Source organism: Klebsiella sp. TF21-TM (assembly GCF_019753495.1).
GTDB lineage: Bacteria > Pseudomonadota > Gammaproteobacteria > Enterobacterales > Enterobacteriaceae > Klebsiella > Klebsiella quasipneumoniae.
This window is the reverse complement of sequence record NZ_JAIJYL010000014.1, coordinates 136,567-153,078: the sequence shown is the minus strand read 5'-3', so window position 1 is coordinate 153,078 and position 16,512 is coordinate 136,567. Positions and strand designations below refer to the sequence as shown.

16 protein-coding genes and 1 pseudogene are annotated in these 16,512 nt (G+C 60.3%); 3 read left to right on the top strand and 14 right to left on the bottom strand.

Going from position 1 to position 16,512, the window contains the following annotated elements; genetic code table 11:
* From K5R89_RS15380 to K5R89_RS15365, 4 genes and pseudogenes are all read right to left on the bottom strand, one after another.
* A pseudogene (locus K5R89_RS15380) lies at nt 1-182 on the bottom strand (hypothetical protein); the annotation flags it as partial.
* Between the two features lie 145 nt (nt 183-327).
* Complete coding sequence (locus K5R89_RS15375) at nt 328-630, bottom strand: PTS lactose/cellobiose transporter subunit IIA (protein ID WP_004205145.1); 303 nt, start codon at nt 628-630, stop codon at nt 328-330.
* A 98-nt stretch (nt 631-728) separates the two neighbouring features.
* Entirely contained in the window at nt 729-2,051 is a 1,323-nt protein-coding gene (locus K5R89_RS15370) for a PTS sugar transporter subunit IIC (protein WP_023291424.1), read from the bottom strand.
* An 11-nt stretch (nt 2,052-2,062) separates the two neighbouring features.
* The gene (locus K5R89_RS15365) at nt 2,063-2,377 is read right to left on the bottom strand and encodes a PTS sugar transporter subunit IIB (protein WP_023291423.1); all 315 of its coding nucleotides are present in this window, start codon (nt 2,375-2,377) and stop codon (nt 2,063-2,065) included.
* 293 nt (nt 2,378-2,670) lie between these two features.
* On the opposite strand from K5R89_RS15365, the gene K5R89_RS15360 reads away from it, so the two are divergent.
* A complete protein-coding gene (locus K5R89_RS15360) occupies nt 2,671-3,612 on the top strand; it encodes a LacI family DNA-binding transcriptional regulator (protein WP_032429020.1) in 942 nt (313 codons plus the stop codon).
* Between the two features lie 64 nt (nt 3,613-3,676).
* On the opposite strand, the gene K5R89_RS15355 is transcribed toward K5R89_RS15360, so the two are convergent.
* From K5R89_RS15355 to eefA, 8 genes are all read right to left on the bottom strand, one after another.
* Nucleotides 3,677-3,967 (bottom strand): YicS family protein, encoded by a 291-nt coding sequence (locus K5R89_RS15355; RefSeq protein ID WP_101991011.1) that lies wholly within the window; start codon nt 3,965-3,967, stop codon nt 3,677-3,679.
* A gap of 106 nt (nt 3,968-4,073) precedes the next feature.
* Nucleotides 4,074-4,976, bottom strand: a complete 903-nt coding sequence (locus K5R89_RS15350) for a DMT family transporter (RefSeq protein ID WP_004205129.1) — start codon at nt 4,974-4,976, stop codon at nt 4,074-4,076.
* A gap of 152 nt (nt 4,977-5,128) precedes the next feature.
* Nucleotides 5,129-6,559: a PTS N-acetylmuramic acid transporter subunit IIBC gene (murP, locus tag K5R89_RS15345; RefSeq protein ID WP_023291414.1), complete on the bottom strand. Its 1,431-nt coding sequence runs from the start codon at nt 6,557-6,559 to the stop codon at nt 5,129-5,131.
* A gap of 24 nt (nt 6,560-6,583) precedes the next feature.
* Nucleotides 6,584-7,486, bottom strand: coding sequence for an N-acetylmuramic acid 6-phosphate etherase (gene murQ / locus K5R89_RS15340; RefSeq protein ID WP_023291413.1), 903 nt, complete (start codon nt 7,484-7,486; stop codon nt 6,584-6,586).
* Nucleotides 7,487-7,648: 162 nt separating this feature from the next.
* On the bottom strand, nt 7,649-8,812 hold the full coding sequence (locus K5R89_RS15335) for a multidrug effflux MFS transporter (RefSeq protein ID WP_023291412.1): 1,164 nt from the start codon (nt 8,810-8,812) through the stop codon (nt 7,649-7,651).
* 45 nt (nt 8,813-8,857) lie between these two features.
* Nucleotides 8,858-10,222 carry a multidrug efflux RND transporter outer membrane subunit EefC gene (gene eefC, locus K5R89_RS15330; protein WP_032454402.1) on the bottom strand — a complete coding sequence of 455 codons (1,365 nt, stop codon included), beginning with the start codon at nt 10,220-10,222 and terminating at the stop codon, nt 8,858-8,860.
* 3 nt (nt 10,223-10,225) lie between these two features.
* A complete protein-coding gene (eefB, locus tag K5R89_RS15325; RefSeq protein ID WP_217220507.1) occupies nt 10,226-13,333 on the bottom strand; it encodes an efflux RND transporter permease subunit in 3,108 nt (1,035 codons plus the stop codon).
* Nucleotides 13,333-14,457 carry a multidrug efflux RND transporter periplasmic adaptor subunit EefA gene (gene eefA / locus K5R89_RS15320; RefSeq protein WP_032454398.1) on the bottom strand — a complete coding sequence of 375 codons (1,125 nt, stop codon included), beginning with the start codon at nt 14,455-14,457 and terminating at the stop codon, nt 13,333-13,335. Before eefA ends, eefB begins: the two co-directional genes overlap by 1 nt.
* Before the next feature lie 206 nt (nt 14,458-14,663).
* On the opposite strand from eefA, the gene K5R89_RS15315 reads away from it, so the two are divergent.
* Complete coding sequence (locus tag K5R89_RS15315; protein WP_032454401.1) at nt 14,664-14,786, top strand: hypothetical protein; 123 nt, start codon at nt 14,664-14,666, stop codon at nt 14,784-14,786.
* Here K5R89_RS15315 and K5R89_RS15310 read toward each other — a convergent pair.
* Entirely contained in the window at nt 14,746-14,862 is a 117-nt protein-coding gene (locus K5R89_RS15310; RefSeq protein ID WP_065805572.1) for a hypothetical protein, read from the bottom strand. The genes K5R89_RS15315 and K5R89_RS15310 overlap by 41 nt on opposite strands.
* On the opposite strand from K5R89_RS15310, the gene K5R89_RS15305 reads away from it, so the two are divergent.
* Nucleotides 14,837-15,253: a GNAT family N-acetyltransferase gene (locus tag K5R89_RS15305; RefSeq protein ID WP_032454397.1), complete on the top strand. Its 417-nt coding sequence runs from the start codon at nt 14,837-14,839 to the stop codon at nt 15,251-15,253. The two genes, K5R89_RS15310 and K5R89_RS15305, sit on opposite strands and share 26 nt — an antisense overlap.
* 548 nt (nt 15,254-15,801) lie before the next feature.
* On the opposite strand, the gene K5R89_RS15300 is transcribed toward K5R89_RS15305, so the two are convergent.
* The gene (locus K5R89_RS15300; protein WP_023291407.1) at nt 15,802-16,449 is read right to left on the bottom strand and encodes a TetR/AcrR family transcriptional regulator; all 648 of its coding nucleotides are present in this window, start codon (nt 16,447-16,449) and stop codon (nt 15,802-15,804) included.
* Between the last annotated feature and the right edge of the window lie 63 nt (nt 16,450-16,512).

Here is a 16,512-nt window from a genome sequence, read left to right as displayed (position 1 = left end):
ACGTCGACCTTTTTGTCGGCCGCGGCGTCAATTTTCGCCTGGCGGTCGGCCAGCGCTTTATCAACGGCTTTGGCGACAATGGCGTCGATCTGTTCCTGAGTAAATTCTTGCGCCATTACGGAAATTGGGCACAGCGCGGCGACAACCGCCATGGCTAAAGGCAGTTTTTTCACAGTATTCATGGTTATCTCGCTTTAATAATTAATATATTTCAGATAATAACCATCCCATTCTGGCTAAAATAAATAACCAAAATAAGCTGATTTGTTTTTTTAGGGTACAGCGACGCCGGAGAGTAATATTCTCGCTGACGTTATTCCATATTAATTAACGCTGGTACAGATGGATTAATTCTTCTGAGAACTCGCGGGCCAGCAGCGAATTCATCAGATGATCCTGGGCATGTACCATAATAAGCGTCATAGGCTGACGCGCTTCACCGGCATCCTGCTCGATGAGCTGGGTCTGCATCTGATGCGCCCGGCGGGCGTAACCGTCGGCCTCATTTAAGAGTAAACGCGCTTCGTCGATATTTCCGGTTCGGGCCGCATGCAGCGCTTCAAAACATAATGAGCGTGACTGTCCCGCATTGACGATAATTTCCATTACCGCATCTTCTAATTCAATCATGTGTATTCCTGAAGTCTTTATTATTTAATAATGCAGTGAAAGTCCTTTTTCTGCATTATGACGCTGTCATCATATTATCTCTCCGGGGCGGAGAGGAATTAGCTAACGGTTTCTGCCACCGGAACGCTATTTTTGGTTTTCTCAACTTCGGTTTTCATTAAGGAACGTTCATAGGCGCGCAGGAACGGCAGGTAAATCACCGCCGACATCACCATGCAGATAAGGCACATCACTACCGGGCTCAGCGTCCAGTTGGCCGCCCACGAGGCGCCAATCGGTGCCGGCGTGGTCCACGGAGTGAGAGACACCACCTGGCTCAGCCAGCCAAGACGCGTCGCGCCGTAAGCCAGCACCGCGTTGACCATCGGTACGCAGACGAAGGGGATAAACATCATCGGGTTCATGATGATCGGCGCCCCGAACAGGATCGGCTCGTTGATATTAAAGAAGCTCGGCACGATGCCCATCTTGCCGATGGTGCGCAGATGAGTGGCCCGGCTACGCAGCAGCAGGAAGGCCAGCGGCAGGGTCGAACCGACGCCGCCAATCAGCAGATAGTGATCCCAGAAACCCTGCAGATAGACGTGCGGCAGCACCGTGCCGGCCGCCAGCGCCGCCTGGTTTGCCGACAGGTTGGCCATCCAGAACGGGTTCATAATGCCGGTGACAATCAGCGAGCCGTGGATCCCGGCGAACCAGAAAATCTGGCACATCAGAACGGAGAGCAAAATCGCCGGCAGCGAGTCGGAGGCGGAAACCAGCGGCTCCAGCAGATGCATGATCGCCTGCGGCAGGATCATCCCGGTCTGCGCTTCGATAAACAGGTTCAGCGGATGCAAAGTACCAATCACCACCAGCACCGGGATCAGGATTTCAAATGAACGGGCGACGCCGGTCGGCACCTCTTTCGGCAGACGGATGGTGATGTTGTTTTGCTTCAGCCACGCGTAGACGCGGGTGGAGTAGATGGCGGTGATCAGGGCGGTAAAAATGCCCTGGCCGGACAGATACTGAGTGGAAATTTTACCATCGGCATAGGGCGCGGCGACCAGCAGGAAGGCCATAAACGCCAGCAGACCGGACATCACCGGATCGAGCTGAAACTGACGACCGAGGCTGGCGCCAATGCCGACCGAGATAAAGAAGGTCATTACGCCCATGCTGAGGTTAAACGGCAGCATCAGCTGTTCGCGGTAGTGCTGGGAGAAATCGAGCCAGCCGCGGGCAAAGCCGTTGGTGGTATCGGGTGAAAACGGCGGAAAGATAAATACCAGCATGAAAGAGCCGATGATCATAAACGGCAATGCGGCAGTGAAGCCATCGCGGATAGCGATAACATATTTCTGCTGCCCAAGGCGTCCTGCCAGCGGAGTAATAGATTGCTCGATCACGGCAATCATGGACTGATACAGAGAACTCATTTCAACACCTCTCAGTGCGCCGCTGGGATCAGCGACAGAGCATAATTCAGGACGTTGTCTCCCCGCTGCATGCCGTAGTCCATCGTATCGATGGGCTGAACCGGAATGTTCAGGGAAGCCGCTTTGTCAGACAGGGTTTTCAACATGTATTTCACCTGGGGGCCAAGCAACACCACCTGATACTGCGGAAACTGGATGTCAAATTCGGAAACGCCATAGGCGTCAATCTGCACCGGCAGATCACGTTCATTCGCCGCCTCCACCATCTTTCTGACCAGCAGACTGGTGGACATTCCGGCAGAACAGCACAGCATAATCTTGTACATCGACGACCATCCTCAAAATGTAAAAAGTTATTGCGTGGATGATTTGATATCAGACGGAAACCGGTTTCCATTTATAAAAAGCAGAACTGTGATAGTGGTCAAGATCTCCTGCTTATGGGGCGGATTTATTGGATTTGGCTCACATTATTCTGTCGATTTGGCGATGTTTTGCGCTGAAATGGAAAATCGGTTTCCAAACAAATGGTGAAATGGATATACTGCGCTGGTCATAATTGAAGCGATTCAGGTTTACGGGATTTTAGCGGGGCGCGGCGCCCGCGCAGGGGAAAATGATGTCGACAATCAATGATGTTTCACGACTTGCCGGGGTTTCCAAAGCCACGGTGTCGCGAGTGTTGAGCGGCTCACGTGGCGTGAAGGAGGCCAGTCGTCAGGCGGTGCTGCAGGCGGCGGAAACGCTCAATTACCGGCCAAACATGATAGCCCAGTCGTTGCTTAGCCAGTCCACCGGCTGCATCGGCGTCATCTGCGCCCAGGACAATATCAATCAAACCACCAGCTATCTCTACGCCCTGGAAAAACAGCTCAGCCAGCACCAGAAGCACCTGCTGCTGCGCTTCGCCAACACCAGCAGCGGCGTGATGAACTCGCTGGAGGAGTTGACCTGCGGGCTGTGCGATAACGTGCTGATCATCGGCGCGCGTTTTCCTCTGAATATTAACCGCCCGGACGTGGTGCTGGTGGACTGCCTCGACAGCGAGGGCGAAAACAGCATTCAGTTCGATCACGCCTTCGCCGCCGAAACCGCCTGTCACTATCTGATAAGCCAGGGCAGAAGGCAGATTGCGCTGATCCATCCCCAGAGCAGCGGCTTCGCCGATCAGGTGCTGCTGGGCTACAAGCACGCGCTGGAAAAAAACTTTTTGCCGTTTAATCGCAATCTGGTGTTTTTGGATAACACCTCGCCGTCGGTGGCGGTGCAGGAGCTGGTCAATAACGCCACGACGCTGAACTTTAACGCGCTGCTGGTGAGCGATGAACAGCAGGCGCAGCGCGTGGTGCCGCAGCTGCAGGCGTTTAACCGCGCCGTTCCGCAAAATGTGATGGTGTTTAGCCTCGCCGGATCGTTACAGCTGCCCGGTATCCCGACTATCCCGGCGATTGAATATTCCATGGACGCGATGGCGTCGCGGATCGTCAACTGGTTGACCGAGAAAACGGACAACCCGGGCGGCAGCCCGCTGCGCGGCGATTTAATTATTCCGAAGCACTAAACGCAGCACTCACCGAGATCTCCCGCCGTCTGTCCACGACAGGACGGCGGTCATGCCGAGATGGCTATTTGGCCGGACAGACGATTTTGTCGATCGCGGCCTGGTAGCTTTTCTGGTTATTGCGCTCTTTCGCCAGCGTTGCTTCGCGGACCGCGTTCTTGTTGCCGTCGGTCGCCAGCACGTTATTGGCAAAATCGTTGTCGCTGAGGTGGCTTGCTGGCGCGCATTTTTCCTTCACCGCTTTAAGCACCAGCTGCTTTTGCTGTTCGAACTGCAGGCTTTGCAGCGGTGATTCAGCCCACGCCGACGTGGCGCTCAGGGCGGTGACCAGGCATACCATCCAACATGCTTTCATCAGGCTTCTCCTTCCGTAATCGCTTCCGTCAACTATATGCGCAGGCGGGCAAACACGCAAATAGCGGTTAATTTAACTTGTTGAAAAGGCGTTTGTTATCATCGCCTCAGGCGGCTCTCACCCGCCGCCGCGAGTCGATGGCGATCAGCACCACCGAGGCCAGGATCAGCAGCGTGCCCAGCCAGTCCGGCAGCGTGAAGGTGATCCCCAGCAGCAGAAGCGACAGCAGGGCGCTGCTCAGCGGTTCGGCGCAGCTGAGGATCCCGGCTTTGGCGCCGCCAATCTTCTGCGCGCCGTTAAGATAAAGGCTGAAGGTCAGCGAAGTACCGATCACCACCAGGTAGAAAAAGGCTAACAGCAGGCTGCCGTTAACCACAAAATCGGTGCCCTGGCCGCCATAAAACGGCAGCAGCATCGCGCCGCCGAACAGCATGCTCCATCCCACGATCGGCAGCGTCCCGTAGCGGGCAATCAGCGTCGAGGGATAGGTGGTATAAAACGCGGCGGCAAACGCCGAGGCGATCCCCCAGAACAGCGCCGCCGGCGAAATCGACAGCGTCGTCGGGTTGCCGTGGGTCACCAGCAGAAAGGTGCCTGCCAGCGAGGTGCAGATAGCCCCCAGCACCAGCGGAGTGGGGCGCGCTTTACGGGCGAGGGCGAACCAGGCGACGATGATCGTCGGGGACAGGAACTGCAGCACCGTGGCCGTGGCGGCATTCGATTTTTCAATGGTCATCAGAAAGGTGAACTGCACGGTTAACGCGCCAAACAGCGAGAAAAACAGCAGGCTGACGGCGTCGCGGCGGTTTTGCAGCACGCGGAAAATGCGGTCGCCGTGAACAAAGCCGAGCATCAACAGGATCAGCCCGGCGAACAGCAGACGCGTCATGGTCAGAAACGGCGACGACATCTGGCTTTCCTGCATAATAAACTGCGCGCACACCCCGGAACTGCCCCACAGCACGGCGGCAATCAGTACGTTCAGCATCCCTTTTTTGCTGGAGCCCATCTTTTCCTCTGGCGAAATATGACAAAGGGGAATCATAGCATGCGCCCGCCCGGGGCGGCGGGGCAGGAAATGGTAGTCGGGCGCGGCGGTACAACTATTTTGCAGGCCCGGTAAGGCGAAGCCGCCGCCGGGCATTAACCGACAATCGCGTTCTAACTTAAATCGACATTTTTACTGCCGAACAGCCAGGTGAGCGCAAAGCCGCACAGGTAGGAGACCGCCAGTCCGCCGGCGTAGACCGCCATCCCGGCGTAAATCCCGCTGCCGGAGGTCATCAGCGGCAGCGCCACCAGGCCGGACGGACCAAACACCGTGTTCAGGCCGACCGGCAGCCCCAGCCAGGCGATCAGCCCGACGAAGAAGCCGCCGCAGGCGCCGCCGAGGCAGGCGGTGACAAACGGCTTCATCCGCGGCAGGGTGACGCCGTAGATTAGCGGCTCGCCAATCCCGAGGAAGCCCGGAATAATCGCCCCCTTAATCTGGGTTCGCAGCAGCGAATCGCGCTTCGCCCGCCAGAACAGCGCCAGCGCCGCCCCCACCTGCCCGGCCCCGGCCATCGCCAGGATTGGGAACAGCGAGTTAAAGCCCTGGGCATCCACCAGCGCAAAATAGACCGGGACAAACCCCTGATGGACGCCGAACATCACCGCCAGCAGGAACAGACCGGCCAGCACCGCCGAGCCAAACGGATTGCCGTTAAGATGCAGGAACAGCCACGACATGCCGGTAAACAACCAGCCGCCAATCGGCATGATCACCGTAAAGGTCACCGCGCCCATGATCAGCAGCGTCACCGCCGAGGTGAGGATCATATCGAGGTTGGCCGGCATGACCCGCCGCACCTGGCGTTCAACCCACGCCCCAAGGATGGCGGCGATCAATACGCCGATGATATTGCCGCGCGGATCGATACCGTGGCCGAAGAAGGTGGAGATCCCGGCATAGACGCCGCTGGTCGCCTCCGGGTTGTAGCCCAGCACGAACAGCGAGGCGATAATCGCGCCGTTCACGCCGGAGCCGCCGAACGCCTTCTGGGCGTTATAGCCAATCAGGATACTCAGGAAGGTGAACATCCCTTTGCTGAATACCTTCATATAGCCAATCAGCGCCACCAGGCTGGCGTTCGGATGGGCGTTCTCCAGCACGAAAACCTGTTCCGCCAGGGTGGCGAAGCCCAGCAGCAGCCCGACGGCGATAAAGCCGGGGATCAGCGGCGTAAAAATGGTGGCGAATTTGGCGAGAAACTTCTGCACCGCGCTGGTCTGCTTGCCCTTCAGCGCCTGTTTTTTCTCCGCCGCGACGTCGGCCAGCGTCGGCGCGGCGGGCGCCTCCTCCAGCAGGCCGTTCATCATCTCGGCGGCGGTTTGCGCCTTGCCGGGGCCGAGCACCACCTGGAACTGCTCGTCGCTGACGATCACCCCCATCACGCCGTCAATCTGGCGGATGGCGGCGGTGTCGGCCAGGCCTTCATCGCGCAGGGTCAAGCGCAGGCGCGTCATGCAGTTGCCTGCCTGCGCGACGTTAGCGGCGCCGCCTGCGTGGGCGAGGATCCGCGCTATCATCTCTTTCGTTATTTTTGCCATTGCCCGTTACCTGTCTGTCGGCGCTCAGGTGTTGCTGAGCGCCTTGCGGATGTAGCCGTTGTTCTTCGCCAGCAGCGACTGCGCCGCTTCGGCGCTTAAGTCCGCCAGCACCATCACGATTGCCGTTTTACAGTGGCGGCCGCAGGCCTCCAGCGCCTTCTGGGCAGTGGGACGATCGCAGTCGGTCGCCTCCATCACGATGGAAACCTGGCGCTCAATCAGCTTGGCGTTGGTCGCTTCGACGTCGACCATCAGGTTGCTGTAGACCTTGCCGACGCGGATCATCGCCCCGGTGGAGATCATGTTCAGCACCAGCTTCTGCGCGGTACCGGCTTTCAGGCGGGTCGAGCCGGTCACTACCTCCGGGCCGACCACCGGGGTGATGGCGACGTCCGCCAGCTGAGCCATTTCGCCATGCGGGTTACAGCTGACGATGGCGACAAAGGCATTCTGACGATGGGCATACTCCATGGCGCCAATGACGTACGGCGTGCGTCCGCTGGCCGCCAGCCCCACCAGTACATCGCGGTTGCTGAAGTTCAGGTTCTGCAGATCCATCGCCCCCTGCGCTTTGTTGTCTTCCACGTTTTCCACGGCGCTGAGAATCGCTTTATGTCCGCCGGCGATGATCCCCACCACCTGCTCCGGGCGGGTGCCAAAGGTCGGTGGGCATTCGCTGGCATCGAGGATCCCCAGACGCCCTGAGGTGCCAGCGCCGATATAAATCAAGCGGCCACCGGCCTGCAGCGCCGTCGCGACCTTATCCACCACCTCGGCAATCTGCGGCAGATAGGGCGTAATCGCCTGGGCCACCTGCTGGTCTTCCTGGTTTATCACCGTCAGCATCTCGAGGGTGGAAAGGGTGTCAATGTTGGCGCTGTTGGCGTTGCGTCGCTCGGTCAGCAGTTTGCTCAGGTCAATACTCATAGAAACCTCGTTATTCTCAGTCGTGCGCAGTATAAGGAATTATTTATTCCTTTCCTGTGAAGAGTATCACGATTAGTTCGAGGAGAATAATATGAGAATGGTAGAGATGGCGGGAAATAGTGCGGTAATCAAGGTGGAATATTTTATTACCGCACCTGGCGTTTAGCGCGCGCCGCGCGGCTGGCTGAGGCCCATCAGCAGCGCCAGCAGGTAGCAGATCGCCATCGCGAGGCTCATCTTCAGCATCGTTTCGCCGCCGAGGCCCGCCAACGGCGCGGCGATGCCGCCGAAAACAAACATCAAGGTGCCCATCAGCGCGGACGCGGTCCCGGACTGGGCGGCGTCGACGGCGCTCATCGCTTCCGCGCCGGCGACGGTACTGATGCCGCTCATCAGCGACACGGTAAAAAACAGGCCGACCAGCGCCAGAACCGGCAGCTGCAGCCAGGCAAACAGCAGCATGATCGCCGCGCAGCCCACCGCCAGCGTCAGGCCGCCGCGCAGCAGGCCTTCGGCGCTGAAGCGGCGCGCCAGACGGGAAAAGATCATCGCCGCGATAATCAGCCCGATACCGTTCAGACCAAACAGCAGGCTGAACTGCATGGCGCTCATGCCGTATTCGCTCTGCATTACGAAGGAAGAGGAGCCGATGTAGGAGAACAGCCCGGCCATCATAAACGCCTGAATCAGGCAGAAGCGCAGAAAACGACGATTCTTCAGCACCGGCTGGCCGGGCCGCTGGCGGGCGGCATGGGTCGCCGCGGCCGGGCGCGTTTCCCGCAGGATAGTCAGGCTCATGACCAGCAGCGCGCCGCCAATGGCGGCCATCGTCCAGAAGAGAATTCGCCAGTCGAAGGCGGTGATCACGTAGCCGCCCAGCACCGGGGACAGGACCGGCGCAATGCCGTTCACCGTCATCAGCAGGGCGAAAAACTGGGTCAGCAGGGTGCCCTGGTATTTATCGCGGGCGATGGAGCGCGACAGCACCGAGCCGCCGGCGCCGGCGAAGCCCTGTAAAAAGCGCCAGACAATCAGCATGTTGATATCCCGGGTCAGGGCGCACATCGCCGAAGAGAAGATAAACAACAGCAGGGACAGCGCCAGCGGTTTCAGGCGGCCAATCCGGTCGCTCAGCGGGCCGAAAAACAGCTGACCCAGGCCGAGGCCAATCAGCGCGGCGGTCAGCGACAGCTGGGTCTGGGTGCTGGTGGCCTGCAGCTGCTGAGTGATCTCCGGCAGAGCCGGCAGATAAAAATCCGTGCACAGCGGCCCAATGCCCGACAGCAGGCCGAGGATCAGCGCCCAGGAGAGGGAAACACGTGGCATAACGATTCCTTACAGAAGCCGGGCGCGGTCGCCCGGCGGGTGAAATTAACTGGCGCCGCCGCCCAGCGACTGCCAGAGGGTGATCCGGTTATTGAGGTCGGTCTGCTGCAGGGACAGCAGCGTCGTCTTCGCCGACCACAGCGTGCGCTGGGCGGTGAGCACCGACAGATAATCGCCGACCCCAGCCTGATAGCTCTTCATGGCGATATCCAGCGAGGTCTGCTCGGCGGCGACATACTGTTGCTGGGCATCGAGCTCTTCATTTAGCGTTTCCCGGCGCGCCAGCGCATCGGCAACGTCCTTAAAGGCGCTCTGAATCGATTTCTCGTAGGTGGCGATCAGCCCCTTCTTCTCCGCTTCCGCATAGCGCAACTGCGCCAGGTTGCTGCCGCCGGTGAACAGCGGCAGGCTAATGGAGGGGGCGAACGACCACACCTGCATCCCGTGGCTGAACAGCGACGACAGCGAGTCGCTGCCGACGCCGGCGCTGGCGGTCAGGGAAATCGACGGGAAGAAGTTCGCCCGCGCCGCGCCGATATCGGCATTGGCGCTCTTCAGATTATGCTCCGCTTCCTGAATATCCGGCCGGCGCAGCAGCACCGACGATGACACCCCCGCCGGCACCAGGGCGATGCAGTTATCCCCGAGACTGTCGAGGGTGCCGGGCAGCAGGCTCTCCGGCACGGTTTCCCCCGCCAGCAGGTTAATAGCGTTTTTATCCTGCGCCACCAGCGTGCGGTAGCTGGCGACGCTGGCGCGCGCCTGCTGATAGACGCTTTCCGCCGAGCTTAAATCGCCGGCGGAGGCGGTGCCCACCGCCATCTGACGGGCGACGATGTTGCGCGAGTTTGCTGCGCTGTCCATGGTCTGCTGCGCCAGCGCCAGATTGCTGTTATCCGTCGCCAGGGTCACCCAGGCGGTGGTCAAATCGGCAATCATCGTCAGCCGGGTATTCTGCGCGGTGAATTCGCTGGCAAGCCAGGTTTCGCGCGCCGCGCGCGACAGGCTCTGGTTCTTGCCAAACAGATCCAGCTCGAAGCTGGAGACCGCCCCGTCGGCCTGCGAAGCGGAGCTCAGGCCGCTGGCCACCGTTTTGCTGCGCGTATGGCTCAGCTCGGCATCGACGGTGGGGAACAGCGACGCCCGCGTCTCGCCGTACTGGGCGCGCGCGGCCTCGATATCGGCCAGCGCCTTTTGCACATCGCGGTTGCTGTTCAGCGCGATACTGACCACTTTTTTCAGCCGCGCGTCATTGACCACTTTCTGCCAGTCGCCGACCACCGCCGTCGATTCGCCGTGCGCCCCGGGGAGGGTAGCCGGCACCGGCGCGGCCGGGCGATCATAATGCGGATCAAGCGAGACGCAGCCCGCGGTCAGGAGCGCGATAAACATAAAACTCAAACGAAACATACCTTACTCCTGAGAAGAACGTTGGCGGGTGAAGAAGCGTTTCACCAGCACGAAGAACAGCGGTACGAAGAACACCGCCAGCAGGGTGGCCGTCAGGGTGCCGCCGATGATGCCGGTGCCGATCGCCACGCGGCTGTTGGCCCCGGCGCCGGTGGCGATGGCCAGCGGCAGCACCCCGGCGATAAACGCCAGCGAGGTCATGACAATTGGGCGCAGACGGGTCTGCGCGGCGCGGATAGCCGCCCGGGAGAGCGAATAACCCTCATCCACTGCGGATTCAGCGAACTCCACGATCAGGATGGCGTTCTTCGACGACAGGCCGATGGTGGTCAGCAGCGCCACCTGGAAGTAGACGTCATTGCTTAAGCCGCGCAGCGTCGCCGCCAGCGCCGCGCCGAGCAGGCCGAGCGGGATGACCATGATCACCGAGAACGGCACCGACCAGCTCTCATACAGCGCCGCCAGGCACAGGAACACCACCAGAATCGAGATGGCGTACAGGCTCATCGCCTGTCCGCTGGCCAGCTTTTCCTGCAGCGAAATGCCGCTCCACGCCCAGGTGGAGCCCGCCGGCAGGCTGTCGGCCAGCTTTTCCATCTTGTCCATCGCCGCGCCGGAGCTGAAGCCGGCGGCGTTTTCGCCCTGGATCTCAAAGGCGGCGGAGCCGTTGTAGCGCACCAGGCTTTCCGGACCGTATTGCCAGTGGGTGGTGGCGAAGGCGGAGAAGGGCGTCATGCTGTTATCGCTGCCGCGAACGAACCATTTGCCGAGGTCGGAGGGCACGGCGCGCGCGTCGCTCTCGCCCTGGATGTACACCTTCTTCACCCGGCCGCGGTCGATAAAGTCATTCACGTAGGTACCGCCCCAGGCGCTGGAGAGGGTATCGGTCACGTCGCTCAGCGACAGCCCCAGCGAGACCGCTTTGTTGTTATCGATATCCACCTGCAGCTGCGGCATCTGCGGCAGGTCGTTGGCGCGCACCGACTGCAGCTCGCCGCTCTGGTTGGCCGCGGCCAGCAGCTGACTGCGTAGCTTCATCAGGCTGTCGCGGTCGGTACCTCCGCTGGCCATCAGCTCGAAGGTGAAGCCGTTGCTCTGTCCGAGACCGTCCACCGACGGCGGGGTCATGGCGAACAGGGTGGCGTCGCGGATCGTCCCCAGCTCTTTATTGGCGCGCAGGGCGATGGCCTGGGCGGTATTGTCGTCGCCTTTGCGCTGCGACCAGTTGTTCAGCGACACGAAGGCCATCCCGGCGTTCTGACCGCTGCCGCTAAAGCTGAAGCCGTCGACGGTGAAAATGACGTTGGTATTGGCTTTCTCTTTGGTCAGGAACCAGTCGGTGACCTGGCGACGCACCTCGGCGGTACGCACCGCGGTGGCCCCGGCGGGCAGGGTGTACTGGACCATGATCTCCCCCTGGTCCTCCACCGGCAGAAAGCTGCCCGGCAGTTTCCACATCGCCAGCGCCATCGCCCCGCAAATCAGGACGTAAGCGCCCATCATCACCGCGCCACGGCGCAGGCCGCCGAGCACGCGGCGCTGGTAGCCCGCTTCCGTGCGCCCCCACAGGCGGTTAAACGCGCCGAAGAACCCTTTGGTATGAGGCCTGGAGTGGCTGAGCAGCGCGCCGCACAGCGCCGGGGTGAGGGTCAGGGCCACCACCACCGACAGCATCATCGCCGAGATAATGGTCACCGAGAACTGGCGATAAATGACCCCGGTCGAGCCGCCGAAGAAGGCCATCGGCAGTAAGACCGCCGACAGCACCAGGGCGATCGCCACCAGCGCGCCGGAGATTTCGCCCATCGATTTTTCGGTGGCTTCCCGGGCGGGCAGCCCTTCGTCGCGCATAATGCGCTCGACGTTCTCCACCACCACAATGGCGTCGTCCACCAGCAGGCCGATCGCCAGCACCATGGCGAACAGCGTCAGGGTGTTAATCGAGTAGCCGAACAGCGCCAGCACGCCGAAGGTGCCGAGCAGCACCACCGGGACCGCTACCGCCGGGATCAGCGTGGCGCGGAAGTTCTGCAGGAACAGATACATCACGCAGACCACGAGGATAATCGCTTCGAAAAGGGTCTGAATCACGTCTTCGACCGAGATTTTGATGAACTCGGTGCTGTCCTTTGGATAGGCGATATCGTAGCCCTGCGGCATCTGACGCTGGAATTCGGCGATTTTGCTTTTCACCAGGGTCGCGGTGTCCAGCGCGTTGGCGCCGGGGGCCATCATCACCGCGATCCCGGCGGCCGGGTGGCCGTTGAGATTGGCGGTAGCGGTGTAATCCTCGCTGCCCATCTCCACCCGTGCGACATCGCTCAGGCGCACTACCGAACCGTCGGCCTGGCTTTTCACGATGATCGCTTTGAACTGGTCAGGGGTTTGCAGCCGCGACTGCGCGCGCACGGTGGCGGTCAGCTGCTGGGCGCTGGACGATGGCAGGGCGCCGATTTTACCGGCGGAGACCTGCACGTTCTGCGCCTCAATCGCCGACTGGACGTCGGAAGGCATCAGCGAGTAGGAGGCGAGTTTGGTCGGGTCCATCCAGACGCGCATCGCGTATTCGGCGCCGAACACCTGCAGGCTGCCGACGCCCTCTACGCGCGCCAGCGGGTCCTGCAGGTTGCTGACCAGCCAGTCGGAGATATCGGAGCTGGTGGCGCGGTCGGTTTTGTCATACACCGCGAGGATCAGCAGGAAGCTGCTCTGCGATTTTTCCACCGTCACGCCGGACTGCTGGACTTCGCTCGGCAGCCGCGATTCCGCCTGCTGGACTTTGTTCTGCACCTGCACCTGGGCGGTGTCCGGGTCGGTCCCCTGCTCAAAGGTGACGGTGATGCTGACCGAGCCGTCGGAGCTGCTGGTGGAGCTGAAGTAGAGCAGATGGTCGAGGCCGGTAAGCTGCTGCTCGATCACCTGGGTGACGCTGTTCTCCAGGGTTTCGGCGGAGGCGCCGGTATAGGTGGCGGAGATTTTCACCGCCGGCGGGGCGACGTCCGGGTACTGGCCCACCGGCAGAGTGCGGATCGCCAGCACGCCGGCGAGCATAATCAGAATGGCGATCACCCAGGCAAAGACCGGGCGACGCACGAAGAAACGGGAGAACATCAGGCGTTGCCTCCGTTATTGTTGACGGCAACGGCCTTCACCGTCTGGCCAGGGGCCACTTTACCCGTGCCTTCGACGATCAGCTTGTCGCCCGCTTTCAGGCCGCTCAGCACCAGCCATTTATCGCCGTAGGTGTCGCCGGTTTCCACGGCGCGCTGCGCAACTTTGTTGTCGGCATCGACCACCAGCGCCGTGGCGTCGCCTTTGGCATCGCGGGTAATCCCCTGCTGCGGGGCGAGGATCGCGTCGTTCATGATGCCTTCATCGATGCGCGCGCGGACAAACATCCCCGGCAGCAGGACGTGCTGCGGGTTGGGGAAGATGGCGCGCAGGGTTACCGAGCCGGTGGATTCATCGACGGCGACTTCGGTGAGCGCCAGACGCCCTTTTTCGCTGTAGGTGCTGCCATCTTCAAGGATTAACGTCACGCTGAGGGTATCGCTGTTGCTGGCCAGGCTTTGTTTGCGTAAACGCAGGAGATCGACGCTGGATCGCGTCAGATCGACATACATGGTGTCGAGACCGCGGATCGTCGCCAGCGCGGTATCCTGATCGGCGGAGACCAGCGCCCCCGGCGTGACCGACGAGATGCCGATGCGTCCGGCAATCGGCGCGGTGACGGTGGTCCAGTTCAGGTTGATGCGCGCGCTCTCCAGCGCCGCTTTCTTCGATGCCACGCTGGCCTTGTCCTGGGCGCAGGTGGAGGCGGCGTCGTCGGCATCCTGGCGGGAGACGCCGTTATCCCGGACCAGCGACGCGTAGCGCTGAGCCTTCTGGCAATCGGAGACCACCAGCGCCTGGGCCTGTTTCAGCGCCGCCGCCGCTTCATTCCAGGTCGCGCGATAGCTGGAGGGATCGATCTGGTAAAGGGCCTGCCCGGCCTTCACCATATCGCCTTCGGTAAACAGGCGCTTCTGGATGATGCCGCCCACCTGCGGGCGTACTTCGGCGCTGAGCGAGGCGGTGGTGCGGCCGGTGAGCTGGCTGACTACCGGAACCGGCTGGCTTTGCAGAGTGACCACGCCCACTTCCGGCGTGGGTTGCTGCGGGGCAGATGTCTGCGCATTATCACATCCGCTAAGGAGAAATAATGCTGTTGCGATGGGAGCTATGATGTATTTCATTATATTTTCTCAAGATATAAGACGTCCGCCCCGTTTATTTAAAAACGAGGGAATAGGTTGGGCGCTGAGGCATTTTCGGCTAAGCGAAAATGACAAAAAAGGAACACAGATGTTCCTGAACGTGATTGTTATCGTGTCTCCGCTGAAGCCAACCTCTTCGGCCTTCAGGAGGTGAAAAGCGCATCTCCTCTGGTTTTGTGGTGAGAATGATCATTCTCATTTTTTCCCATTATACGATCCGCCGCGATAATGGAAAGGTTTTTTTGCTTACTTTTAGAACGCAAAAAATTAAGGCAAATAATCATGGAGAAAATAAGAATTTTTTGTGAAAGTGGAGAGGGAAAATAACCTTTCGGCACTGCGATACTGGAGATAGTTAATGGCGTTAATTATTACAAAAAGCATTAATCCCGACGATCAACAAGAATTGTTTGCCGGTCTGCGGCACTATAATCAGCAGTATCTTGATGCGGCGCAGTTTGGCGATCTGGGCGTTTACTCCCGCGATGCGCAAGGGGTGATGCAGGGCGGGCTGATTGCCAAACGCAAGGGTAACTGGCTGTGCATTGAGTATCTGTGGGTCAGCGAAGCGACGCGCGGACGCGGACTGGGGAGCGAGCTGATGCAGGAGGCGGAGCGGCAGGCGCAGGCGCAGGGCTGCAGCCATCTGCTGGTGGATACCTTTAGCTTCCAGGCGCTGCCGTTTTATCAGAAATTAGGCTATCAGCTGCAGATGTCGCTGCCCGACTTCCCGCATGCGGGAATGCAGCGTCACTATTTGTCGAAGGCGCTGTAACGATCCTGATATCGCCGGGCGGTCAGGTACCGTACCTGTGATTGTGCCGGATGGCGGCATAAATGCCTTATCCGGCCTACACAGTTCTCCCGTCGTTTCGCCCCACCCAGGACCGGCAAGCGCAGCGCCGCCGGGCAGGATATCAGGCACGGCACCTGTATTCTTGCCGGGTGGCGGCTGCGCCTTACCCGGCCTACGGTTCGTGCTGTGCCCGCCATGATGCCGAGCGGCCTGTTGTTGATATACCCACTTGCGCGACTGAAACTGCCGGTGCTGGCCGGAGCCCGGGGGTACAGGGGGCGGCGGCGACTGGCCGCCCCCTGTGCGCTCCCTGCGCCATGCCAGGCATAACGCAGAAGAAGTATCGGGAGCGCAATCTGCCCGGACATAACACGGGAGTGCTGGCCCTGCTAAGCGCAGTGCGAGCAGGGAAATTTAAGGTTGTGCCGTTATTTCTGTAGCCCTGCTAAGCGTAGCGCGAGCAGGGAAAATCCCGGATGGCGGCGCGTGGCGCCTTATCCGGGCTACAAAAGCGTCAAAACCACGCCTTAACCCCCGACGCCATGGCCCATTAACGCCAGCGCGTGGCTGACGATGGTCTGGCGGTCGACCGCCTGTAAACGCGGATCGCTGTGGATGCGCGAAAACGGCACCAGCACCAGGCTAATCACCGTGGTAAACAGCAGCTCCGGCGACAGCGCCGGGTTAATCTTGCCCTCCCGCTGCCAGCGGCGCACCGCCTCCAGCATCACCTGAAAACGCTCCTCGCCGAAGCGGGCGTCCATATGCTGACGCAGGATCGGCATCTCGCCGATGATCTCCTGCATCCACAGCGGCGCGAACCAGGCGTTTTTCTCCGCCATGTGCGCCAGCGTCTCGACCATCATCGTCAGCGCCAGCACCGGGTCCTGCGGATGGTCGACAAAGATGCGGCTGATGTGGTTGCGCAGCGGCATAAAGCGCTCTTCGATCAGCTGCGTCACCAGCGCATCCCGCGAACTGAAATAGTAATGCAGCATCGCCGGCGTCACCCCGGCCTCTTTGGCGATGGCATTCAACGACACGCGGGCCGCGCCGTCGCGGGCAAACAGCGTCAGGGCGATGTCCATCAGCTGTTCGCGGTTGGCGGTACCCGGTTTTTTACCGCGCGGCCGCCCCGGGCGGCGGGGGGTATCCTGATCCTTTTGTGCTGTCATGATATGGCGATCTCTTGACCCGACTCATTCTTTCACTAAATATTAATTATGCATTTAATTAAT

Coding starts and splice junctions, on each gene's coding strand:
- K5R89_RS15375 (WP_004205145.1), bottom strand. CDS start 630: ATGATTGAATTAGAAGATGCGGTAATGGAAATTATCGTCAATGCGGGA.
- K5R89_RS15370 (WP_023291424.1), bottom strand. CDS start 2,051: ATGAGTTCTCTGTATCAGTCCATGATTGCCGTGATCGAGCAATCTATT.
- K5R89_RS15365 (WP_023291423.1), bottom strand. CDS start 2,377: ATGTACAAGATTATGCTGTGCTGTTCTGCCGGAATGTCCACCAGTCTG.
- K5R89_RS15360 (WP_032429020.1), top strand. CDS start 2,671: ATGTCGACAATCAATGATGTTTCACGACTTGCCGGGGTTTCCAAAGCC.
- K5R89_RS15355 (WP_101991011.1), bottom strand. CDS start 3,967: ATGAAAGCATGTTGGATGGTATGCCTGGTCACCGCCCTGAGCGCCACG.
- K5R89_RS15350 (WP_004205129.1), bottom strand. CDS start 4,976: ATGGGCTCCAGCAAAAAAGGGATGCTGAACGTACTGATTGCCGCCGTG.
- murP (WP_023291414.1), bottom strand. CDS start 6,559: ATGGCAAAAATAACGAAAGAGATGATAGCGCGGATCCTCGCCCACGCA.
- murQ (WP_023291413.1), bottom strand. CDS start 7,486: ATGAGTATTGACCTGAGCAAACTGCTGACCGAGCGACGCAACGCCAAC.
- K5R89_RS15335 (WP_023291412.1), bottom strand. CDS start 8,812: ATGCCACGTGTTTCCCTCTCCTGGGCGCTGATCCTCGGCCTGCTGTCG.
- eefC (WP_032454402.1), bottom strand. CDS start 10,222: ATGTTTCGTTTGAGTTTTATGTTTATCGCGCTCCTGACCGCGGGCTGC.
- eefB (WP_217220507.1), bottom strand. CDS start 13,333: ATGTTCTCCCGTTTCTTCGTGCGTCGCCCGGTCTTTGCCTGGGTGATC.
- eefA (WP_032454398.1), bottom strand. CDS start 14,457: ATGAAATACATCATAGCTCCCATCGCAACAGCATTATTTCTCCTTAGC.
- K5R89_RS15315 (WP_032454401.1), top strand. CDS start 14,664: ATGATCATTCTCATTTTTTCCCATTATACGATCCGCCGCGATAATGGA.
- K5R89_RS15305 (WP_032454397.1), top strand. CDS start 14,837: ATGGCGTTAATTATTACAAAAAGCATTAATCCCGACGATCAACAAGAA.
- K5R89_RS15310 (WP_065805572.1), bottom strand. CDS start 14,862: ATGCTTTTTGTAATAATTAACGCCATTAACTATCTCCAGTATCGCAGT.
- K5R89_RS15300 (WP_023291407.1), bottom strand. CDS start 16,449: ATGACAGCACAAAAGGATCAGGATACCCCCCGCCGCCCGGGGCGGCCG.